Source organism: Saccharothrix longispora, assembly GCF_031455225.1.
Taxonomy (GTDB): Bacteria; Actinomycetota; Actinomycetes; order Mycobacteriales; family Pseudonocardiaceae; genus Actinosynnema; species Actinosynnema longispora.
On sequence record NZ_JAVDSG010000001.1, the window covers coordinates 7,749,260 to 7,770,677 of the forward strand.

A 21,418-nucleotide genomic window follows, 5' to 3' on the forward strand; every position below is an offset into this window, starting at 1 on the left:
GTCAGTACTGGTCCGGGGTAGCCGACGGCTTGCCGGGGTCGTGGTCGTCATCGCGCCCGGGGTTGTCCGTGGGCCACGGTGTTTTCTTGGTCTCGCGAGTCTCGCCAGGTGGTACCTCGTTGGAGGGCACGAGGGTGTCGTTCTTGTCGATGACCACCATCTTGCCGTCCGTGACCGCCTGTTCGACCAGATTCGCCAACTGCTCGGGGCTTGCGCCCGGGTTGGCCTGCGCGATGCTCCGGCCGACCTCGTTGTTGTGCAGGTCCATGCCCACCGGGATGTGGTGGCTCGACGGATTGCGCTCGTGGGCGGTGGCGAACTCGCGGGCCCACTCCTCACCGTACCGCTGCGTCATCAGCGCATTCCAGTAGGCGTGCCGGAAGGCGTCCGCGTGCCCGTCGGTCCCGCCCTTGCCGTCGAACTTGCCTTCGGCGACGTGCAGCGCGTCCTGCCGGATGTCGCCGAACTCCTTGAGACCGAGCAGTCCTTTGCGCATCTGCAGGTCGTCGAGCATCTCCGCCTCGGACTGGGTGACGCGCTCCTTCTTGATGCCTCTGCGTTCCGCGAGCCAACCGGTCAGACCGCTCGGCCAGATCGTGGTGCCATCGGTCTTGACCTGGTACTTCTCCACCAGTTCGCGGTGCCGCCGCTCATCGGCCACGCGGTCTTCGCCCGCCGTCGCGGCCGCCGCCAACATGGTCGCCCCCGCGTCGCCGATCTCGTCGGACAGGATGCGCTTGAGCACGGAGTTCAACTCCGTGTCGATCTCGGCCGCACGGGCCAGGATGCCCTGCACCTCGACTTGGAGGATCGCGACGTCCAGGAATCCGCCGACGTCCGAGGTCTTCACGACGGCGCCGTTCTCGATGCGGTAGCCGTTCTGCGCGGCGAACTGCTCGGTCGCCTCGACGCTGCGGACCAGGTCGCGTGCGGACTGCTCGGAGTCGTCGACGACCTTCCCCGCCGCGGACAGTCGCGCGGCGAGTTCCTCGAGTTCCTGACGACGGACGCGGAGGTCGTCGGCCGCCGCTTCCGATGCCGTCCCGGTCCACCCGACCGGCTTGGCGCCGTCGAGTTCGTCCTGCAGGCAGATCACCTGCCTCTTCTGCACGGAGAGGTGGTCGCCGACCTGTCCGATGATGTCCGGCTGCCACTGCCTGACCTCGGACCACGTGGCCATCAGCGGCCTCCCACCCGGCCGAACTCCTGCTCGGCGTCGTCGTCCTGCACCTCGTAGTCGTCGGCGGCCGCAGTCAGCGCGTCCGCGTAGGAGTCCACGCCTCGGGCCCAGTTGTCGGTGGTGGCCTCCCAGTGCGGACCGAGCTCGCCGGCGGTCCCGGCGGACTCCGTACCCGGCAGTGCGGCGGCGAGCTCCGCCACCCGGCCCAGCTCCAGCTCGCGCACGACCCCTGCGGCCTGTTTCGCCGCATCGGCCGCAGCGCGCAGCGCTTTCGGATCGACATCGAACCCGGTCATCCACCCTCCCCGGACGTGACCCAGAGTACCAGTGTCGTAGCAGAGCGTGTCCTTATTTATGCGGGTACGAGAACACCGAAACCCTCGACGCACGTTCCTACCGTGAAGACTGGCCGCACTGTCCGTGCACGCCCGGTGGGTGACGGGCCTGCTGTCGCCGTCGCGCCATCCGCATCAGGCACTGCCGCCGGTCGTGTGGCCGTGGCGCGACTTCGAGGTGACGTGGGGGCGGGTGTGGCGGGCCGGAGCGAGCAGTTCGTCAACCACGTGGAAGGAATCGGCAAGCTTCTCCGACGAGGCGACGGCGGCGGTGTGGCACGAGCGAGGCGAGCGGTCGGCCGCGGCGCTGAGTGCGGACCGAGTTTGCGCTGCACGGGGAAACGCGTGTTCGACGGTTGGGTCCGGCCTCTTCGGCTATTCGTGCTGCGGTGGGTGGAGTCGACCTGGAGCAGTCGGTGGAGTTGAACGACGTGCGACGGCTCCGAATGGCGGCGGACGGTGTCGGCTGACGTGGGATTCCCCGTTCGTACTGGTCGGGGCCCTGTGGAACAGCGCCGGTAGTGTAAGGGTCGGAGGTTCGAGTTCGTTGCCCCCTGAGCGGGCGGCTCGCCCGAATGATTCGTCGACCTGAGGTTGTGTGATCGGTGGGCGATCTTGACCGTGTCCACTGTCGACTTCGGGTCGAAACGTTCGGAACATGTGGACGCTCCACCTGGAATGTGTTCGGCGTTGTGCTTCTGGTTGGTGACTCTGCTGGGCGGTGCGGGAGATTCGTCGCGGGCTGCGAATTTCCTGTGCATCGGTCCGATGTGCCAACCGCGGTAGCCCTTGAGTCGGTTCATCGATCGCCCGCAACGGTATTCCCTGATGCCGTACCGGTCGCTCGTCCGTGCTGACAGTGGCTGATCTCTCAACCATCACCACCGGGGCGCCGCCTGTCGCCACTCGCGTATCTCCCGACGTGCCGTGACGGCGGCGCGGGAAGAAAGCCCCTACGGCAGGCTCACGATTGCGAGCGGTGCTCGCGCTTGCCACTCCTCGTGGCAGTCCCGTCGTCGAGTGTGCGAACCTCGCGGCGTGAGTCGATCGAACCGGGTGGCGCTGGACGAGCTGATCGCGGAAGCAACTGTCGACTGCTGTGACGACAGCGAGTGCGTCACGGGCTTCCACGCCATGATCGGGGAGCACCTCACGGTGCCGTTCCAGACGTGGTGCCGGGCGTCGACGTGACCGTGACGGGTGTGGACCTGACCGATGAGGAGCAGATCGTGGCTGTCTGCGTGCGCGGCAAGTCGAAGCAGCACATCCCCGTCCTGAGCCTGCCGCTGCCTGCTCCGCCGGTGGAAGGCGCGCAGTGGGTCGAGGCCTACCGCCGCTGGGCGAGGGGGAGGTGAACCCGGTGGACTCCTGGCCGGAGCAGGTGCGGTTCACCGAGGAGGAAGCCCTGGCCAACCTGCGCGCCGTGCTCGGACTGTGCGCGGCCGGGGAGGTGAAGTGCAGCGACAAGACCAGTCGCCCGTCCGCTGCGACGGTGCGGACCGTCAGCGCGCACCTGGTGCACGGTGACTTCTACCCCGAGGAGCCCATCGCGGCGTTCGCGTGGCCGCTGCTGCTCCAGGCCGGTGGCCTCGCCTCGCTCGACGGCACCCGCCTCCGGTTGACCCCGAAGGGCCGCTCGGCGCTCGGGAAGCCGTCTGCCGAGGCCATCCGGGGCCTGTGGCGGCGCTGGCTCACCCACGCGGTGATCGACGAGTTCAGCCGGGTCGAGCAGATCAAGGGCCAGCACGCCCGCAACGTGCTCACCGCGGCCAAGACCCGGCGACAGGCGGTCGCCGCGGCGCTGGCCACCTGCCCGCCGGGCAAGTGGGTCGACGTCGACTTCCTGTTCACCGCGATGCGGCGCGGCAACATGAGCCCCACGATCGCCCGCACCGAGACGGCGCTGTGGAAGCTCTACCTCGTCGACCCGGAGTACGGCAGCCTCGGCTACGACGGCTTCCACGACTGGGAACTCCTCGAAGGTCGTTACACCCTGGCCGTGTTGTTCGAGTACGCGGGCACCCTCGGGTTGGTCGACCTCGACTACGTCGACCCACGCGGCGCGCGCGACGACTACGTCGACAACTGGGGTGGTGACGACCTGGACGCGTTGAGCCGCTACGACGGACTCGTGGCCATCAGGCTCACCGCGCTGGGCGCTTACGCCCTCGGCCTGACCGGCACGTACCAACCTCCTGAGCCCAGGACCGCCGGGACCCGGCCGCTGAAGGTGCTGCCCAACCTCGACGTCGTCGCCATGGGCGACATCGGCGCCGCGGACCGGCTCGTCCTGTCCGCCCACGCGGAGCAGACCGCCGACCGCGTCTGGTCGCTGTCGGCGGCCGGCCTGCTCATGGCGCTCGACAACGGCCGCGACCTCGGTGGGTTCGTCGACTTCCTCGCCGAGCGGACCGAGCACGACCTGCCCGACGCGGTGCGCACGCTGGTCGCGGATGTCGAGCGGCGGAGTTCGCAGCTGACCGATCTCGGCCACGTCCGCGTCATCGAGTGCGCCGATCCCGCGCTCGCCGCGTTGATCGCCCGCGACCGCGCGATTCGCGCGCTGTGCCGTCCGATCGGTGACCGCCACTTGGCCGTCCGGCCGGACCAGGAGCTGAAGTTCCGCAAGGCCCTGCTCAGGCTGGGGCATGTCATCCCGGCCGGGGTCCGCGGCGGCGGGCTCTGACAGGCTTGGGTCGTGCGTTCGTTGAACGGGCTCGATTCCGCAGCCCTGCGGCCCCTGTGGCTGGCCGTGCACGACAGGTTGTCGTCGGGGCGCCCGGTCAGCCGGGTGAAGGTCGGTCCCCTCGACGAGGAGGAGCGGTCGGCCGTGGCCGATCTGCTGGGGGCCGATCGACTGCCTGGCCGGTACGCGACGGTGTCGGTGGCCGGGCTCGACGAGGTGCTCCGGGAGTCCGTGGAGGCGGGGGTGCGCGAGGTCGTCGTGGCCCTGCTGGGTCCGCTGGACGACCGGGCCGGGCGTCGGGCGCTCGCCACCGGTGCCCGCGTCGAGCTGTGGGCGTGGCTGGCCGGGCACCCCGTGGTGACGGCCCAGCCGGTGTTGCGGGAGTGGGTGGACGCCGTTCGGCGGGCCGGACTCGTCGGTGGTTCGGTCGAGCGCACCCGGGATGAGCTCGACCGGGCCCTGCGGGTCGTCGCCGCGTTGCCCGCGACGGGTGTGCCGCTGCCGGTGCTGGCGGAGGCCGTCCTCGGCGATCCGCACGCCCTGGACGAGGGAGCGCGGTGCGCTGGGTTGGTCCTGCGGGCTTTGGCGGCGCTCTACGGCGTCGACCTGCCCGGAGACGCGCAGGAGCGGCGGGCGCTGTGGGAGTGCGCCGGGGTGGTCGAGGACGAGTTGTCCTCGGTCGTCCTGGTCACCGGCCTGCGGTTGGGTGGTGTCGGGGGCGGGGTGCTGCGCGTGTGCGCCGATGCGGGGCACGTCGCTGCCCTGACGCTGGCGCAGGTCCGGGCGACCTCGTTCGTCGGGGCACCCGAGGACGTGTGGGTGTTCGAGAACCCGAGCGTGCTCGCGGTGGCGGTGGCCAGGTTCGGGGCTTCCTGCCCGCCTGTGGTGTGCACGTCCGGCTGGCCCAACAGCGCGGTGGTCGTGCTCCTGCGTGGTCTGGCCGCAGCCGGGGCGACGCTGCGCTATCACGGGGACTTCGACGGCGAGGGTGTGCGGATCGCCGCGCACGTGATGGCGCGCACCGGCGCCGTGCCGTGGCGCATGGCCACCGACGACTACCTGCTGGCGCTGGGCGGCGCACGTGTCGGCACATCGGTGGGGCGGGTCACCGAGGCGCCGTGGGATGGTGGGCTGGCGGGCGCGATGCGCGAGCACGGGGTGGCGGTTCCGGAGGAACGGGTCACCGCGCGGCTGTTGGACGAACTCGACGATCGCGGACGGGATGCCGGTGGTCTGCCGTAGCGCGCTCGACCGGTGGGAGGAGGGTGTCCTTGGAGGCCATGCGCGTGCCGCCGGAGATGTTCCGGTTCACCACGGGCGAGCGGGCCGAGCTGTACGTGGCGATCCTGCACGCGTTCGGTGAGGCCAACGAGCGGTTGGAGACCGCTCTCGGGCTGGACGACGTGCGGGCGAGGCTCCGCTCGGTGGGGTGGCTCGACCCGCTGGACGACGAGGACCTGACCGGAGCACTGGGCAGCCTGCGCGACTGGCGGCTGCTCGACGTCACCCAGAACCACGCCGAGAACTACCGGACGGCCGACGAGTACGAGCGGCGCAACCTCCAGTACTCCTTGACCAAGCGCGGTGAAGCCGCCCTGGCCGGTGTGGTGCACGCGATGGGTGTGCTGGCCTCGACGGGCGCGCTCCAGACGGCGGTGCTCGACGCGATCGCCGACCGGCTCGGGGAGCTGGTCGCGCAGCTGGGTGATCCCGGTGTGCCGGATCGCCGGATCTTCAGCACGCTGGTCGAGCTGGAGGGGCACCTGGAGGCGTTGCGGGGCAACACCAAGCAGTTCAACGGCGAGCTGCAGCGCCTGTTGCGGGCGGAGGGCGCCGACCAGGAGACGTTCCGCGAGGTCAAGTCGGCGACCGTGGCGTACCTCCAGGAGTTCACCACGAACCTGGAGCAGCGGGCGCACGCGATCGCCAACCGGGTCGAGTTGGTCGAGGCCCGGGGAGTGGCTCTCCTGCACCACCGCGCGCTGGTGGGCGCGGAACTCCCGCCCACCTCGGGCGGTGATCCGGCGGTGGCCTGGTCGGAGCTGCGCCGGGCCAGGTGGGAAGGGTTGCGCGCGTGGTTCCTGCCGGTGGACGGCGGCACGCCCAGGGTGCGGCAGCTGTTCGTGGTCGCCAGGCGCGCGATCATCGCGTTGTTGCAGGTGCTCGACCGGATCACCGAGTCCAGGCGCAGGTCGACCAGTGCGGCGGCCGACTTCCGCGAGCTGGCGCGCTGGTTCGCGGTCGCGCCGGCGGAGGAGGACCTGCACCTGCTGTGGTCGACCGCCTTCGGGCTCGGCTCGGCCCGGCACGCGCACCTCGCGCACCCCGATCCGGAGCTCGTGGGGTCGTCCGCCCGGTGGGTCGACGCGCCGCCGGTGGAGGTGTCGGCGTTGCTGCGCAGCGCGGGGCGGACCGAGCGGTTCAGCCGCACGGGGCGGGTGCGCGACGTGGCCGCGGTCAAGGCGGCGCGCGCCGAGTCGGCTCGTGCCGAGCGGGCCGCGCTGAAGGCCGCGTGGGACCGGTTGGACACCGGTGGTGGCATGAGGTTGTCGCAGTTCGGGCGGTTGGACCACGAGGTGCTCGAACGGCTGCTCGACCTTCTCGGGCGGGCCTTGACCGCGGCACCGGACCGGCACGGCGTCCACCGGGCCACTACGGGCGACGGGCGGGTGGAGATCCTGTTGGGGCCGCCGGAGGCGCACCGCGGGCAGGCGGTGCTCAGGACGCCCCGTGGTGTGTTCACCGGCCCGGACTACGACGTCGAGATCCGCACGCCGGGTGGTCGCGCGGCACGGCGGCCGCAGGGGGCTGCCGGTGGGGCGGCGACCGGATGAGCAACCTGGCGAACCAGCTGGTCATCGCGGAGCGCGAAGAGGTCGCGCGGGCGATCCGGCTGCTGCTGGCGACACCGCTGATCGGCGCCGGGGCCGCACCGGAAGCCTTCGACCTCGTGCGCAGGCGACGCGAACCCGTCGAGAAGTGGTTCGACTACTACTGCGGGTGGTCGCTGATCGTCGAACCCCGCCTGGGGTACGCGCGGTTGGCCAAGGTCCGCGTCGCCACCGATCCCACCCGACCGGCGCGACGGCACCGCACGGGGCGGGCGCCGTTCGACCGCCGCCGGTACACCCTGCTGTGCGTGGTGGCCGCCGAGCTGCTGGGGGTGCCGGTGACCACGGTCGGGTTGCTGGCGGACCGCGTCGTCCAGGCGTCGGCCGTGGACCCGGTGCTGCCGCCGTTCGACACGTCCAGCCGCGCCGAGCGGATGGCGTTCGTCGACGCGCTGCGACTGCTGGAGTCGGTCGGCGCGGTCGACGTGGTGGACGGCGCCACCGAGTCGTTCGTGGACTCCGCCGACGCGAAAGTCCTCTACCGGGTGGACGCTACGCTGCTCATGCGCCTGCTGGCGGCCCCGGTCGGCGCGTCGCAGGTCGCGGTCACCCCCGGGAGGTCGCACACCGACGAGGTGCCGCTGCGCTTCACCGAGCTGCTGACCCGGCTGTCCCGCGAACGGCGTTACGGCGATGCCGACGAACCGGTGTCCGAGGTCCAGCGCAACCTGCGGCTGCGGCACTCGGTGTTCCGCAAGCTGGTCGACGACCCGGTCGTGCACCGCGACGACCTGACCCCCTCGGAACTGGCCTACCTGGAGTCGCCGACCGGCGGGCAGCTCCTGCGCCGGGCCGCCGATCAGGCGGGGTTGCTGGTGGAGGAACGTGCAGAAGGCGTCATGCTGATCGATCCGGACGGCGTGGCCACGGACAGCAGGTTCCCCGACGACTCCGGCAACGCCAAGGTCGCCGCCCTGCTGCTCCTCGACGTGATCACGGCCGGGGAAGGGCAGGTCGCCGTGGAGCAGTTGCGCACCGAGGCCGACGCGCTGCTCGGCCGTTTCCCCCGGTGGGCCAAGGGGTACCGCGGCGAGGACGGGGCCACGCGGCTGGTCGCCGACGCGCTGGACGTGCTCAGGGCGTTCGGCCTCGTCCGGCTCGACGGCGGTGTCGTGCGCGCCCGGCCCGCAGCCACCCGCTACGCGGTGACCCGGACGAGTGCAGACGACGTCGAGGACGAGTCATGACGGTGACCGGGCTGCCACGCACGGAGAGCGGTGCCGCGCCGGGGACGGTGGCCAGGTGGGTGCCCGAACGCGCCGGGATCCTGAACGTGTGGCGCTACTACGACGAGGTCTTCACGTTCCACAGGGGACGGTTGTTGCTGCGCGGCCCCAACGGCACCGGCAAGTCGAAGGCGCTGGAACTGCTCCTGCCGTTCCTGTTCGACGCCAACCTGCGCGCCAACCGGCTCTCCACGTTCGGCACGTCCGAGCGCACCATGCACTGGAACCTGATGGGGGAAGGGGCGACCGGCACCACGAGAGTCGGGTACGTGTGGCTGGAGTTCCGCTTCCCCGGTGCGGACGGCTCGCCGGACACGTGGTTCTCGTGCGGCGCGCGGCTGGCCGCGACCAGGCACACCACCGCGGTGCACCCGGACTACTTCACCACCGGGCAGCGCATCGGCGTACCGGGTGGCCTCGACCTCGCCGACCCGAACGGCGCGCCCCTCACCGGCAAGGCCCTGGAAGCCGCGCTCGGTGACCGGGGCACGCTCCACCAGAACGCGGCCGACTACCGGGCGACCGTGCGCTCGACCTTGTTCCCCGGCCTGAGCGAGCAGCGCTACGACGCGCTCATCACGGCCTTGCTCCAGCTCCGCACGCCGAAGCTCTCCCAGCGGCTCGACCCCGGGCTGCTGTCCACGTTGCTGTCCAAGGCGCTGCCGCCGCTGGGAGAGACGGAGATCAGCGACCTCGCGGAGGGCTTCGAACGCCTGGACCGGCAGCGTGAACAGCTCAAACGCCTCGACGCGGAGGTGGAGGCCGCACAGCACCTCAGAACCAGGCAACGCGCGTATGCGCAGCGCGTGCTGCGCGCCGCGGCGGCGAAGCTGATCTCGGCCACCACGGAGCTGGGCAACCTCGCGGATGCCGCGAAACTCTCGGAAGACGAGCACCGCCGCGCCGCGCGGCGCAAGCACGAGGCCGAAGAACGCGACGAGCTGCTGGAGCAGCGCATCGTCGGGACGGAGGGGCGCATCCAGGGCCTGACCGGCAGCGAGGCGTACCGGAAGGGGGAACAGCTCGACCGGCTGCGGACCCGCGTGCGCGAGGCTCGCGCGACCGCCGGGAAGAGGCGCGCCGACGCGACCCGCCACCACCAGGTCGCCCGGACCGACGCGGAAGCGGCCGACACCGCTGCCCGGCACGCGGAGGCACGGGCCGCGACCGCGGGAGCGCTGGCCGACGGCGCCTCGACCGCCGCCGCCCGTGTCGGCCTCGCCTCGGTGCACGCCGAGATCACCCGCGTCCTCGCCGACCCCTCGCGGTCGCGGGCTCTGCTGCGCGCCGCGGTCCAGGCACGTGCCGAGCAGGTCGAGGCCGTGCGCCTCGCGCTCAACGAGCACGAGGTCGCGGTCAACAGCAGGCGGGACGCGGAACGGGCCCTCGACGAGGCACGGGAAGCCCTGGCGGAGGCCACCGAACGGCGGGCCGCGTTCGCCGACCTCCGCGAGACCGCGCTCGCGGAGCTCCGGGCCGCCCTCCTGGCGTGGGTGGCGGACTGCCGTGAGCTGACCTTCGCCGATTCCGGGGCACTGGCGGACCTCGCGGCGTCGGAGACCGCCGTGCTGAGCGGGATCGATGCTGCCGCGAGCCGCGTGCTGGACGCCATCACCCGGGAAGAGACCCTGGTCGGGACAGCGCTGGAGAACGCCGAGCGCGATCGGGATGCCCTGCGCGACGAGGTCCGGCGGCTGCTGGGCGAGGAGGACCTGCCTCCTCGGCCGCCGCACACGCGCACCGCGGACCGCGGGACCATGACCGGCGCGCCGCTGTGGCGCCTGGTCCGCTTCGCCGACGCGGTGCCCGACGACGTCCGCGCGTCGGTGGAGGCCGCGCTCCAGGCGTCCGGGCTCCTGGACGCCTGGGTCGGCCACGACGGCGCGGTCGCCGGGCACGACACGTTCGCCGTACCCGGTGCCGTGCCGCCGGCGCCGGGTCGCTCACTCGCCGACGTCCTCGTGCCCGAGATCGACGCACCCGTGGCCGCTGACGTCGTCGCGCGCCTGCTCGGTGGCGTGGCCTACGGGGAGGATCTGCCCGCCTGCGGGGAGGGTCTGCCCGGAGCCCACCCGGTCGCGATCGGAGCCGACGGTGGTTGGCGCGTGGGCAACCTGCGCGGCACGTGGCGCAAGGACGAGGCCTCGCACATCGGCGCGCTCGCCAGGCAACGGGCCCGGCAGCGCCGGTTGACCGAACTGCGTGAGCGGATCGCCGCGGCGGAAGAGCTGATCGAGACGCACACGGCCGCTGTGCGGTCGCTGACCGAACGCAGGTCCGACGTCGAGGCCGACCGGCGCGCTCGCCCCGGCCACACCGACGCGAACGCGGCACTGGAGGCCCTGACCCGGGCGGATTCAGCGGTCTCCAGCGCCGACGGCGTGGTTCGGCGGTCACTGGACGGCCTGGCGAAGAGCGAGCAGCGGGTGGACCGCGCCCTGCGCGCGCTGACCACGACGGCAGCGGAACACGGCCTGCCCACCGAGCGGAACGCGCTGACCGCCGTCATGGCCGCCGCGGACGCCTTCCGGACCGCGTCCGACGCCTGGATCGACGAGCACGCCGCCCTGCTCACGGCACGTCGCGAAGCCGACCGGACCGCTGAGCAGGCCCGGCGATCCCGGCTCGCCGCCGAGCAGCGCCAGGACGAGGCGGACGACGCCGAAGCCGCGGCCCGCGGGCTCGACAGCGAGCTGGACGCCGTGGAGGGCACCATCGGCGTCGACTACCGGCAGGTGCTGGACGAACTCGCCGCGCTGCGCGAGCAGCTGAGCTCGACCAGGCGGACGGCACGTGCCAACCGGAACGAGATCGGCACCCTGGCCGTGCGCCTGGGAGAGCTCACCGCCCAGCGGGCCACCGACGCGCGCGACCGCGACCGCGCCACCGAGGTGCGCGACCAGGCCGCGGTGCGATTCCGGCACCTGGCGGACGGCAGCCTGCCCGCCGACAGCGGTCTGGACGACCTGCCCGCGTTCAGGCAGGTGCTGACGGCGTCGAGCGGTGTCCGGGCGGCGCTGGACGCGGCGAGGTCGATCGCGGCCGCGTGGCCGGCGCTGTCCCACTCGCCCAAGAACCTCGGCGACGCCGCACACCGGTTGGCGGAGGAGGTGCACGCCTCCCGCGAGGTGCTGGGTGGTCGGGCCGACCTCGAACTCGACTCCGACGAGGACGTCCAGGTCTTCTCCGCGATGGTGGACGGGGTGAGGATCGGCGCTTCGGCGCTGTTCGACCTGCTGCGGTCCGACGCGGAGCGCAGCAGGGAGGACATCACCGCGCAGGAGCGCGAGCTGTTCGACCGGACCCTCACGGGGGACACACGCCGCCACCTCGCCGCCCGGATACGGCAGGCGCACGACCTGGTCGACGGCATGAACGCCCGCTTGGAGCGCGTGCGCACCGCCTCGAAGGTGGCGGTGCGGTTGGTGTGGGAGGTCTCGCCCGAGCTGCCACCGGGCACGAGAGCGGCGCGTGACCTCCTGCTCAAGGACCCGGTGCGCTTGACCGAGGAGGACCGCGAGTCGCTGCACCGGTTCTTCCGGGACCGGGTCGAACAGGCCAGGGGCGACGAGACGGCCGGCAACTGGGAGCAGCAGCTGGGGGAGGTGTTCGACTACACGGCCTGGCACAGGTTCGTGGTGAAGGTCGACCGCATGAACGGGACGGGCTGGCAGCCCTTGACCAAGAAGCTCCACGGTGCGCTGTCGGGCGGCGAGAAGGCGATCGCGCTGCACCTGCCGCTGTTCGCCGCCGTGGCCGCCCACTACCAGGCCGTCGCCGGAGCGCCGCGCGTCATCCTGCTGGACGAGGTCTTCGTCGGCGTCGACAGCGTCAACCGCGGGCAGGTGTTCGCACTGCTGTCGGCGCTGGACCTCGACCTGGTCCTCACCTCCGACCACGAGTGGTGCACCTACCGCGAGCTGGACGGCATCGCGATCCACCAGCTGATCAGCGGTGGCGACGACGACGCCGTCACCACCGCCCGGTTCGTGTGGAACGGCGCCGAGGTGGTCGACGACGAGGCGGCGGAGGACGACTGAGCGCGGTTCAGGACAGGTCGGAGCCCGGGTCGACCAGAGGCGGTGCCGCCGGTCACGCCGCGGCAGGGTGGAACCGGCTGCGATGTCCGGTCGCCCGGACGACGGCTGCCGGACGACGGCTGCCGGACGACGTCGGTCCCGCCCTCGGTGGCATGTGCCGACGAGGCGGCGACGACGGCGTTGCACGAGTCGGGCGAGGGGTCGACGGCGGTGCCGCGAGGCCCGCACCGTGCGATGTGGCGCGTCCTGAACCGCGCACCCCGATGTGCGGGGCGGTGGTCAGGTCGTGGCCTCCGACCCGGTCGGTTCGGTGGACCCCGTGCCGGCGCTCTCGCTCTTCCCGCCCGCCTCGATGGAGGCGTGGCGCCGCCGTCGGAGCTCGTCGCGTTCGGCGTCCGGGATCGTCATCGACTCGCCGAGCACGGCGGCGAGCGCGTCCACGTGGGTGTTGTCGATGTCGGCGTGGAAGAGCCACCGGATGTTCTCGTCGCGCGTGATGAGGTCGATCGCCGAGCGTGAGCTCCTGTCCTGCGCGGTTGTCGCCCGGACGTACCGCACCTGGTCGAGTGGGATGTCCTGACGGATCTCGGCTTGCTCGAGGAACGCGTCTGTCCTGGCCGTGATGATGCGGCGATCCGTGACGGCGACCAGCGTCTTCGCCGTGTCCTTGTCCATCGCCGCCGCCAGCTTCCCCATCGCTCCGCCGACGATCGCGGAAATGGGGTCGAGGGTGTCGAGCTGGTCGGGGAAGCCGAGGACGCGCAGGGCCTCGCCGTCCTCGAAGAGCCATCGCAGAATGCGGAGGTACGGCTCCGGGTCCAGTGATCCGGGTGCGCAGACGACGCCCGGGGCCTCGATCGGAGGAGTCGGCGGGTGGAGGGTGTCGGCGAGGGGCTCGATCACCTCCAGAAGCCGGGCGGAGGCTTCGCGGACCGCCTTCACGTCCTTCCGCATCCCCAGCAGCGGCCACGCGTCGGGGCCGCGGAGCTCGGCGGTGATCCGCAGCTCCCGCGTCAGCGCGTCCACGAGGCTCGTCGTCTCGGCGAGGGCGGAGTCGAACTCCGCGCGGGTGTCGCGCGCGATGACCTCGGCGTAGTGCGCCTCGGCGGCGTCGTCGCGTCCAGCGGCTCTCGCCCTTGAGGCGCGAAGAGCGTGATACCCGGTCCAGGCGTTGAGGGAGGACAGAAGGGCGTGGACGTCGAAGGCGATCGCCTCGGCGTTCGTCTGCAGATAACCGCGGTGAGTGCGTGCGTCGGCCCGACCGATCTGCCCGACGTGGTCGCGGACGTTCTCCCGGTAGAGCTCGAGCTGCTTCTGCACCAGTGCTCCACTGCCCGCGACGTCCTCCCACAGGGACGTCGGGACCGACTCGATCTCGCGCGCCTGGTCGACCGCGCGATCGATGGTGGCGACGATTCCCGTCAGTTCGGCCCACTGGTCCTTGCGGATGGTGGTGAGGAGCTGATTCGTCACCGCGAGGTTGGTCCTGACGAGGCCCGAGAGCTCACTCAGCATCATCTGAAGGCCGATCATGGCCAGTGCCGGCCCGATCTAGGCCGCGATCCGTGCCTTGCTCACCGCACTCACGGAGTAGAAGCGGGCCTGGTGCACGATGCGGCCGCGAACCATCACCGCCCCGAGGTTCCCGCCGTCCTTGACGGCGAGCGTCGCGCCGTTCTTCAGCAGGGCCTGCGCCGTGCCGCCGATCCGGTAGAGACCCCGCACGCCGGCGAACGCGTTTCCGAGGTTGCCGGCGGCGGTCGCCGCGTTCCCGATCGAGGCGAGGACCGCCGAGATCCGCTCGCGGTCGGCAGCCGGCACGACCCCGAAGTCGATCAGATCGGGCTTCAGCTCCGGCGGGACCTCACCGGCGACGACGGCCACCCCTGGGAGCACCTCCACCAGGACCGTCGACGTCGTCGAGCCGATGTCCGGGGCGGACGTCGGATCGTCCACAACAGGTGGGTCGGTGGTGTCGCTCCGGTCGCTTTTGCCAGGCTCGGTGATCTCCGTCGAGTCCGAAGGGTCCTGCATGCGATCTCCTCCCGCAGGGGCGCGCAACAGCCGGACCTCGTCGGCGTTGACCGCCGGAGTCTACGGCTCGACGCCGTGCGGGCGGACCGAATCCGCCGGGGTCGATTCCGGACCGGCTGGTGCCGGCATGGGTGCGGCGGCGGCGCGGAACCGCTCCCCGCGGTGCATGTCGGCCACTCCGAGCAGGAGGGGTACCAGGGGCCCGGATGGTGCTGGTCACGACGAGCGGCGTCGTTCGCGGGTCGTGCGGCGGGCGCTGAGGGTGCGGTGCTGAGGGTGCGGTGCTTGGGGAGCGAGGACGTGCCCAGGAGGTTCCGGACCAACACGCCGGGGAGGCGGAGATGTCGGACCCCGTCGCTACCCTGCGTGCACGACCGGTCGCCGGGCCGGTCGGTCGAACGTATCCAGGGGTGGACCATGCCGGACTTCTTCACCGATCGCCAAGGCCGCGTCAGGCCGATCACGAAGAGGAGCGGCGCCGGGGTGGTGGTCGCCGGGGTGGTCGCGGTGGCGGCGTTCGCCGGCGGCGGGGGAGTTGCCGGCCTCGGCGGTGCCGGTGCGGCGGCTCCGGCGGCGGCCGAGGCCGGGGTCGGGTCGGTGCGGCTGGGCGGTTCGTCGGGGCAGTTGCGGGCCCGCAGGAGCGAGGGGCGGAAGGCTGCCCGGCGCGGTGAGGTCGAGGGCGCGTGGCAGCGGATGGGGCTGCGGCAGGTCAAGCGCACCGCCAAGCAGCAGGCCGAGTGCGTCGCCGTCTCCTTCGGACAGGTGCGGCAGTTCTTCACCGCCCACCGCTGCACCCACCTGGAGCGGGTGCTGTTCGCGGTGGCCGACGAGGCGGGCAACACCGCGGTGGTGTCGGTGGCCTGGGTCGGCCTGGCGAACGGCCGCGATGCCCGCGAGTTCGACAGCCTGATGGGGATTCACGGCACCGGTGACATCACCCCGCTCGGCGGCACGTTGCTGGAGTTGGGGCACGTCGAGTTCACCGGGCTGCGCTACGGCAGCGACCGCGACGGTGCGGCCGTCACCGTCGCCGAGGCCGAGAACGCGGCCGGCGGGCAATTCGACCACGACACCCTCGACGCCATCGCGGAGGTCGCCGCTTACCTGCCACGCCTGTGACCGCGTGCGATCCCGCGTAGCTCGCTCGCCGGAGAGCGCCTGCCGGTCAGCGGCCTGCGGGGCGTCCGTCCGGGTCGGTCGTGGTCGTGGCGCCACCGCGTGCCCGCAGGACCGCGTCCGCGCGGTACTCGCCTTCGGCGAGCGCGGCGAGTCGTCCGGGGCTGACCATGCGCACGGGGCCCGCCATCACGCTGGAACACCAGCAGGTCGCCGTCCTGGGCGTGGTCACCGTCGCGGGTGCCGTCGCCGTCCGGTTCGACGGGCCGACCCGACTCCCGCTCGATCCGCGTGCCGGACGCGGGCCGGTGAGACGTGGACCGAGGTGTCGGTGATCAGCCGCATCGACCTGCCTGCCGGTCGGTTACGGGACCGCGGAGGGCACCGGGCTGTCGAAGGTCCGGGTGCCGATGTGATCGAGCCACCACCCGCCCACGACCTTGGTGGAGGAGGAGGTGCCGGCGCGGGCGCGTTCGTCGGCGGCGGCGGTGTCTCGGCTGAGCACGGCACTCGGCTCGGCCGGACTACCGGGGACGGGGGATGGGCCGACTGATCTCGGTCCACGTGGTGCCGGAGTGGGAGCGCTTCCCGTTCTGGAACGTCCGGCGCGCACGGCGGCGGTGTCGCGGGCCCGCAGTCGTGCGGTCGTGCCGGGGCCCTGGAGCCACTCCCGGTTGTCCTGAGGTGCCGACCTGTAAGCCCATCGGTTGAACACGGCCGGATCGGGACCGGTGGTCCCGATCCGACTGCCACCATGACGCCGTTACCGAAGGGGTCGGCAGGGGGCGAGGGTGGCGGAGGTCGTCTGTTCGCACGTCGAGCTGGACGTGCTGGGCGAGGCGTTGCGGCTCGACGTGCGGCGGTTCCCGCTCACGATCGGGTACCACGGGAGCAGTCGGGCGGAGCGGGTGCGCCTGGTCGAGCGGGTGCGCCACGACCTGACCGACCGCGGGTTGGTGCGCGGTGACGACCTGGTGCCCGGGTTCGCCGAGGCGTTGCGGGTGTTCGCCCGAGGGACCGTCTCGATCGCGCTCGTCGGCACCGCCGGGCACGTCCGGTCCGTCGGGTTGGCCGTGGTCGACGACCGGGCCGGGGTGGTCGTCGTGCAGCAGCAGGAGGAGGCGGTGACGTTCCGGAGCGACCGGCCCGAGGCGGTCGTGCGGGCTCTGGTGGGGTTGCTGCCCGCGATGCGTCCCGGGCCGGGCACCTCGGTCAGCGTGACGGGGACGCCCGCGGCGACGGGGCGGCGGCGGGCGGAGGAGGACTTCTCGGAGTTCACCTTCACCGACCGGGTCCGGGCCGCCGCCGTGCGGTCCTCCGCCGCGCAACGGGCCGTCGCGGAGGAGGTCGTGCGCCGTCCCCGGCTGGGAGCGGGCTACTTCGCGGTCGCCGGACGCGGACGTGACGGTCGGGAGGTCGAACTGGGGACGGTCGGCTACCTGGACACCGATGCCGGTCGTTACGCGGTGCTCTCGGAGACGGGGGTGGACGGGAGTCCGACCGTCACGTACACGCCTGCCGACCAGGCTGCTCTCGATCGGCACCTCAACCGGGTCCTGGCCGGGGCGGGTGAGGCGGGTGGCGGAATCACCCGAACGTGATGCGACTGGCTGTTACTGTTCATGCGCTGTGCGTGAAGCAGCGGGTGTCATCGGGGGAGGGTGATCACCGTGGCGGACGCCGTCATGGCAGGCATCGTCGGCATGGGCGACGCCGTTTCCGGGTTCAGCGCCGCGACCGCGGCCGGGTTCCGCATCGGCGGCGACGGCGGCAAGGTGCTGATCGACGCCGTCGACGACATGTTGAGCGAGGTGGTGAAGGCGATCGGTGCCGCCGACCGCTTGAGCCAGCAACCGCCGCTGGGCTCGACCCCGGCGGCCCTGGTGTACAGACCTTTCCTCGCCACCGTGGCCACCGACGAGGTGCAGGGCTTCATCCCGGTCCTGGTCAAGTTCAAGCAGGACCTCGAGCAGCTCCGTTCCGACGTCGAGAAGTCCATGGGCGTCTACCAGACCACCGACCAGGACGCCGGCTCGACTTTCACGGCCTGACCAACGAAGGACCAAGGTGCCACCTCGCATCCTCATCGCCGGCTTGGCCGTTGCCCTGTCGACCGTCGTCGCCTGTGGCGGACCGGTCACCGGGGAGGCGCAACCCGCCACCGGCGCGACCACCACGACCAGTGCCGCCGAGTCGTCCGGCACCACCGACGCCTCCGCTTCCCTGGGCGACGTCGAGCCGTGCGACCTGCTCACGCGCGAGGAAGCCGAGCGGGCTTTCGGCCCGCTGCGCGAGGCCCCGGAACGCGACGACCTGGGAAGCGCGCGGAGCTGCACCTACAGCCCGCAGCGCAGGAGTCTCGGCATCGACGTCCGGACCGACGCCGGGCTGGCCGACGTGCAGCCGACCGGCGAGGTGACCGACCTGACGATCGGCGGGCGTGCTGCGAAGCAGGTGATCGCAGCCGGCGGTACCTGCATCGTCGCGATCGAGGTCACCAGGGCGTCGCGCGTCGACGTCGCGTTCACCGGGGAGACGAAGGACGACGCGTGCGCGCTGGCCGGGCAGGTCGCGGAACTCGTCGAGCCGCGGTTGCCGTGAGGGGGGAACGGGGATGAGTCGCGGACCAGGTGGTCAGGACGTCCACGCGCGCTACGGCCTGCACCGGCACTCGGAGGTGCAGACCGGGCAGGAGGTGGAGCAGCGCGTCCGGCACGACCTCGAACGGCGCCACGGCGGGCTGTTCGGGAGGCTCATCGCGATGCTCACCGCGCCCGACGAGGTGGACGACGTGCTCGACGCCCAGGCCGCGCAGCTCAAGCGGCAGGTGGTGACGCGGACGGCGCCGGAGCAGCCCGATGTCGACTACCGGGGCATCCCGCACGCGCGGTTGTACGAGGACGTCCACCGCGGCGGCGATCCCCGGGTGGTCGGCGAGATGGGCGACATCTGGACCCGGTTGGGCAACCAGCTCGCCACCTTCAACGACGCGATCGGCAAGGCGATCACGGTGAGCGAGGCCGACTGGGTCGGTGAGGCGGGCAACAAGGCCCGACGCGCGTTGGCGGACATGGGCAACCGGGCCGGCGAAACGGGGACGGCGGCGCAGCTCGCGGGCACGTTGTTCGCCCAGCAGTCGCGCGCCCTGAGCACTGCCAGGGCGACCGTGCCGCCACCACCCGCCCACCCGTTCGACGCCCGCGCCGCCCACGAACGACTGATGACGATCACCGATCCGGTGGCGTTGTCGCAGCAGGCGGCGGCGGATCGGGCGGCGTTCGACCGACAGCGCGAGGACCACCTGGCCGCCGCGCGGGCGGTGGAGGTGTACGACCGGACGGTGGCGCAGACCGCTGCCGCGCAGCCCGCGTTCGCCCCGGCGGCCGAGACCCCGCCCCAGCCCCGGCCCGAGCCGGAACCGCGGCCCCGGCCGCGACCGGGGGACCCGTCGAAGCCGATCGGCGTCGAGGAGTGGGAGCGCGGCGCGGTGCCCCCGCCACCGGTCGGGGGTCTTCCGGGTGACGACGACCCGGGCACGGGCACCACCGGCACGTCGGGGGTCGCGCGGCCGGTCGAGCCCGTCACCGGGGTCACCACGCCGAGCGGCACGGGTGGTCGCGACTCCGGCAACCCCGGCCACCTCGGCAACCCCGGCCACCTCGGCAACCCCGGGCAGGGCGGCACGGGACCGGGCCACGGTGGCGGCGGGCTCACGGCCTTCCCCGGACCCGGAGCCGGCGGCGGTCGGGCCGGTGCCGGTGGTCCGGGTGGCGGACGCGGCGGAGCCGGGGGCGGACGTCGACCGGGTGGGCTCCCCGGCGGGCTCGGCGCGGGAACCGGTGCCGGTCCCGGCGCGGGGTCCAGGGGGATACCGGGCGGCGGGTCCACCGGGTTCCTCCCGCACGGCGGTGACGCCCAGGCCGGCCGAGCCGGCGGCGCGGGCGCGGGCGGCACGGGCACGGGCGTTCGCGGGGGCGCGGGGGCCGGGGGGGCGGGTGGCACGGGCGGCGGCGCCGCGAGGGGGCAGGGCGACGAGGACGTCGAGCGGAACGCGCCGTCGTACCTCCTGGAGCCCGACCCCGACGGCATCTTCGGCAACGACCAGGTGGTCGCACCGCCCACGATCGGCGGGTAGGCGAGCGGGCCCCGGACGTCGCCGCGCGTCCGGGTGCCTGTCGGTTAGTCCGCTCGGAGTAGCGGGTAGGTCGTCGGTGGTGCCGATCCAGGAAGGACTACCCGACGGTCATGACTGATGTGGCGAGCAAGGGGCCCGAGCAGGGTGACGACCGCCCGGTGCTGACCAACCGGCAGGGGCACGAGGTCTACGACAACCAGAACCAGCGGACGGTCGGGGCGCGCGGGCCGGCCACGTTGGAGAACTACCAGTTCCTGGAGAAGATCAGCCACTTCGACCGCGAGCGGATTCCCGAACGGGTGGTGCACGCACGCGGGATTACCGCCTTCGGGTACTTCGAGAGCTACGGGGCGTGGGGGGACGAACCCGTGGAGAAGTACACGCGGGCGAAGTTGTTCCGGGGACGGGGCAAGCGGACCGACGTCGCGGTGCGGTTCTCCACGGTCATCGGCGGGCGGGACTCGTCGGAGTGCGCGCGGGACCCGCGCGGGTTCGCGGTGAAGTTCTACACCGAGGACGGGAACTGGGACCTGGTCGGCAACAACCTGGCCGTGTTCTTCATCCGCGACGCCATCAAGTTCCCGGACGTCATCCACGCCCTCAAGCCCGACCCGGTGACCTTCCGGCAGGAGCCGAACCGGATCTTCGACTTCATGTCGCAGACGCCGGAGTGCATGCACATGCTGGTCAACCTGTTCAGCCCGCGCGGCATCCCCGCCGACTACCGGCACATGCAGGGCTTCGGGGTGAACACCTACAAGTGGATCGACGCCGACGGCGGCTCGCACCTGGTCAAGTACCACTGGATGCCCAAGGTGGGCGTCAAGAGCATGACCGAGGCGGACGCGGCGGTCCTCCAGGCCACCGAGCTGGGCCACGCCACCAAGGACCTCTTCGACTCGATCGGGCGCGGCGAGCACCCGGAGTGGGAGCTGCTCGTCCAGCTGATGACCGACGACGAGCACGACGAACTGGACTTCGACCCGCTGGACGACACGAAGGTGTGGCCGGAGGACCAGTTCCCGGCCAGGCCGGTCGGCCGCATGGTGCTCGACCGCACCGTCGACGACTTCTTCGCCGACAACGAGCAGATCGCGTTCGGCACCGGCGTGCTGGTCGACGGCCTGGACTTCTCCGACGACAAGATGCTGGTCGGCCGCACGTTCTCCTACAGCGACACGCAGCGCTACCGGGTCGGCCCCAACTACCTCCAGCTGCCGGTGAACCAGGCCCGCCACGCCGAGGTGCGCACGAACCAGCGCGACGGCCAGATGTCCTACGGCGTGGACGGCGGCGGCGGCAACCCGCACGTCAACTACGAGCCGTCGATCATCGACGGCCTGCGGGAGGGGCAGTACCCGACCCACGACGAGCAGGGGCCGGAGATCCGGGGCAGGTTGACCCGCAAGCGCATCCCCCGCACCGACGACTACCGCCAGGCCGGGCAGCGCTACCTGCTGATGGACGACTGGGAGCGCGACGACCTGGTGCACAACTTCGTGACCCTGCTGTCGCAGTGCGACCGGCCGATCCAGGAGCGGATGGTCTGGCACTTCCTCCTGGTCGAGGACGACCTGGGGCTGCGCGTCGGCGAGGGCCTGGGGATCGGCCCGAAGGACGTCGCGCACCTCGAACCGCTGGCGAGCCAGGACCTCACCGCGGAGGACCGCGAGAGGCTGGCGAACCTGGGCGCCAACGGTTCGAGGGACGTGTCCGGGCTCCGGATGACCCACTGCGTGCCGAACGAGCGGGTCCGCTTCAGCTGAGTCCCCTGG

General features: G+C 72.1%; 19 protein-coding genes. 13 read left to right on the forward strand and 6 right to left on the reverse strand.

The window, feature by feature from the left end; translation table 11 throughout:
- Window position 1: 1 nt before the first annotated feature.
- Complete coding sequence (locus tag J2S66_RS33940; protein ID WP_310312941.1) at window positions 2–1,180, reverse strand: DUF6973 domain-containing protein; 1,179 nt, start codon at window positions 1,178–1,180, stop codon at window positions 2–4.
- Entirely contained in the window at window positions 1,180–1,476 is a 297-nt protein-coding gene (locus J2S66_RS33945) for a hypothetical protein (protein ID WP_310312943.1), read from the reverse strand. The genes J2S66_RS33940 and J2S66_RS33945 overlap by 1 nt, the downstream gene beginning before the upstream one ends.
- Window positions 1,477–2,553: 1,077 nt before the next feature.
- Here J2S66_RS33945 and J2S66_RS33950 point away from each other — a divergent pair.
- Genes J2S66_RS33950 through J2S66_RS33980 form a run of 7 tightly spaced genes read left to right on the forward strand, consistent with a single transcriptional unit; the run spans window position 2,554 to window position 12,358 of the window.
- On the forward strand, window positions 2,554–2,706 hold the full coding sequence (locus J2S66_RS33950; RefSeq protein WP_310312951.1) for a hypothetical protein: 153 nt from the start codon (window positions 2,554–2,556) through the stop codon (window positions 2,704–2,706).
- Between the two features lie 11 nt (window positions 2,707–2,717).
- A complete protein-coding gene (locus tag J2S66_RS33955) occupies window positions 2,718–2,870 on the forward strand; it encodes a hypothetical protein (RefSeq protein WP_310312953.1) in 153 nt (50 codons plus the stop codon).
- A 5-nt stretch (window positions 2,871–2,875) separates the two neighbouring features.
- Window positions 2,876–4,201 carry a helicase-associated domain-containing protein gene (locus J2S66_RS33960; RefSeq protein ID WP_310312956.1) on the forward strand — a complete coding sequence of 442 codons (1,326 nt, stop codon included), beginning with the start codon at window positions 2,876–2,878 and terminating at the stop codon, window positions 4,199–4,201.
- Between the two features lie 12 nt (window positions 4,202–4,213).
- Window positions 4,214–5,443: a TIGR02679 family protein gene (locus J2S66_RS33965; protein ID WP_310312959.1), complete on the forward strand. Its 1,230-nt coding sequence runs from the start codon at window positions 4,214–4,216 to the stop codon at window positions 5,441–5,443.
- Window positions 5,444–5,481: 38 nt separating this feature from the next.
- The gene (locus tag J2S66_RS33970) at window positions 5,482–7,035 is read left to right on the forward strand and encodes a TIGR02677 family protein (RefSeq protein WP_425566445.1); all 1,554 of its coding nucleotides are present in this window, start codon (window positions 5,482–5,484) and stop codon (window positions 7,033–7,035) included.
- Window positions 7,032–8,279 (forward strand): TIGR02678 family protein, encoded by a 1,248-nt coding sequence (locus J2S66_RS33975; protein ID WP_310312965.1) that lies wholly within the window; start codon window positions 7,032–7,034, stop codon window positions 8,277–8,279. The genes J2S66_RS33970 and J2S66_RS33975 overlap by 4 nt, the downstream gene beginning before the upstream one ends.
- Window positions 8,276–12,358, forward strand: coding sequence for a TIGR02680 family protein (locus J2S66_RS33980; RefSeq protein WP_310312967.1), 4,083 nt, complete (start codon window positions 8,276–8,278; stop codon window positions 12,356–12,358). Before J2S66_RS33975 ends, J2S66_RS33980 begins: the two co-directional genes overlap by 4 nt.
- A 279-nt stretch (window positions 12,359–12,637) precedes the next feature.
- Here J2S66_RS33980 and J2S66_RS33985 read toward each other — a convergent pair whose 3' ends face one another.
- A complete protein-coding gene (locus J2S66_RS33985; RefSeq protein ID WP_310312970.1) occupies window positions 12,638–13,873 on the reverse strand; it encodes a hypothetical protein in 1,236 nt (411 codons plus the stop codon).
- A 36-nt stretch (window positions 13,874–13,909) separates the two neighbouring features.
- On the reverse strand, window positions 13,910–14,419 hold the full coding sequence (locus J2S66_RS33990; RefSeq protein ID WP_310312972.1) for a hypothetical protein: 510 nt from the start codon (window positions 14,417–14,419) through the stop codon (window positions 13,910–13,912).
- A 390-nt stretch (window positions 14,420–14,809) separates the two neighbouring features.
- Here J2S66_RS33990 and J2S66_RS33995 point away from each other — a divergent pair, with 390 nt between their 5' ends.
- Window positions 14,810–15,511, forward strand: a complete 702-nt coding sequence (locus J2S66_RS33995; protein WP_310312974.1) for a hypothetical protein — start codon at window positions 14,810–14,812, stop codon at window positions 15,509–15,511.
- Between the two features lie 46 nt (window positions 15,512–15,557).
- Here J2S66_RS33995 and J2S66_RS34000 read toward each other — a convergent pair whose 3' ends face one another.
- Together J2S66_RS34000 and J2S66_RS34005 are read right to left on the reverse strand one after the other, a co-directional pair.
- Window positions 15,558–15,698: a hypothetical protein gene (locus tag J2S66_RS34000; RefSeq protein WP_310312976.1), complete on the reverse strand. Its 141-nt coding sequence runs from the start codon at window positions 15,696–15,698 to the stop codon at window positions 15,558–15,560.
- A gap of 174 nt (window positions 15,699–15,872) precedes the next feature.
- On the reverse strand, window positions 15,873–16,013 hold the full coding sequence (locus tag J2S66_RS34005; protein WP_310312978.1) for a hypothetical protein: 141 nt from the start codon (window positions 16,011–16,013) through the stop codon (window positions 15,873–15,875).
- A 286-nt stretch (window positions 16,014–16,299) separates the two neighbouring features.
- Here J2S66_RS34005 and J2S66_RS34010 point away from each other — a divergent pair, with 286 nt between their 5' ends.
- The 5 genes from J2S66_RS34010 (at window position 16,300) to J2S66_RS34030 (ending at window position 21,409) form a co-directional block, all read left to right on the forward strand.
- Complete coding sequence (locus tag J2S66_RS34010; RefSeq protein WP_310312980.1) at window positions 16,300–17,109, forward strand: ESX secretion-associated protein EspG; 810 nt, start codon at window positions 16,300–16,302, stop codon at window positions 17,107–17,109.
- A 69-nt stretch (window positions 17,110–17,178) separates the two neighbouring features.
- Window positions 17,179–17,559, forward strand: a complete 381-nt coding sequence (locus tag J2S66_RS34015) for a hypothetical protein (RefSeq protein WP_310312982.1) — start codon at window positions 17,179–17,181, stop codon at window positions 17,557–17,559.
- Window positions 17,560–17,575: 16 nt separating this feature from the next.
- Complete coding sequence (locus J2S66_RS34020) at window positions 17,576–18,109, forward strand: DUF3558 family protein (protein WP_310312985.1); 534 nt, start codon at window positions 17,576–17,578, stop codon at window positions 18,107–18,109.
- A gap of 13 nt (window positions 18,110–18,122) precedes the next feature.
- Window positions 18,123–19,643, forward strand: a complete 1,521-nt coding sequence (locus tag J2S66_RS34025) for a hypothetical protein (protein ID WP_310312987.1) — start codon at window positions 18,123–18,125, stop codon at window positions 19,641–19,643.
- A gap of 110 nt (window positions 19,644–19,753) precedes the next feature.
- The gene (locus J2S66_RS34030; RefSeq protein ID WP_310312990.1) at window positions 19,754–21,409 is read left to right on the forward strand and encodes a catalase; all 1,656 of its coding nucleotides are present in this window, start codon (window positions 19,754–19,756) and stop codon (window positions 21,407–21,409) included.
- Window positions 21,410–21,418 lie beyond the last annotated feature (9 nt).

Bases quoted from the DNA above. Each gene is read 5' to 3' on its own strand.
- J2S66_RS33940 (WP_310312941.1), bottom strand. From the start codon at position 1,180: ATGGCCACGTGGTCCGAGGTCAGGCAGTGGCAGCCGGACATCATCGGA.
- J2S66_RS33945 (WP_310312943.1), bottom strand. From the start codon at position 1,476: ATGACCGGGTTCGATGTCGATCCGAAAGCGCTGCGCGCTGCGGCCGAT.
- J2S66_RS33970 (WP_425566445.1), top strand. From the start codon at position 5,482: ATGCGCGTGCCGCCGGAGATGTTCCGGTTCACCACGGGCGAGCGGGCC.
- J2S66_RS33975 (WP_310312965.1), top strand. From the start codon at position 7,032: ATGAGCAACCTGGCGAACCAGCTGGTCATCGCGGAGCGCGAAGAGGTC.
- J2S66_RS33980 (WP_310312967.1), top strand. From the start codon at position 8,276: ATGACGGTGACCGGGCTGCCACGCACGGAGAGCGGTGCCGCGCCGGGG.
- J2S66_RS33985 (WP_310312970.1), bottom strand. From the start codon at position 13,873: ATGCTGAGTGAGCTCTCGGGCCTCGTCAGGACCAACCTCGCGGTGACG.
- J2S66_RS33995 (WP_310312974.1), top strand. From the start codon at position 14,810: ATGCCGGACTTCTTCACCGATCGCCAAGGCCGCGTCAGGCCGATCACG.
- J2S66_RS34000 (WP_310312976.1), bottom strand. From the start codon at position 15,698: ATGGCGGGCCCCGTGCGCATGGTCAGCCCCGGACGACTCGCCGCGCTC.
- J2S66_RS34025 (WP_310312987.1), top strand. From the start codon at position 18,123: ATGAGTCGCGGACCAGGTGGTCAGGACGTCCACGCGCGCTACGGCCTG.
- J2S66_RS34030 (WP_310312990.1), top strand. From the start codon at position 19,754: ATGACTGATGTGGCGAGCAAGGGGCCCGAGCAGGGTGACGACCGCCCG.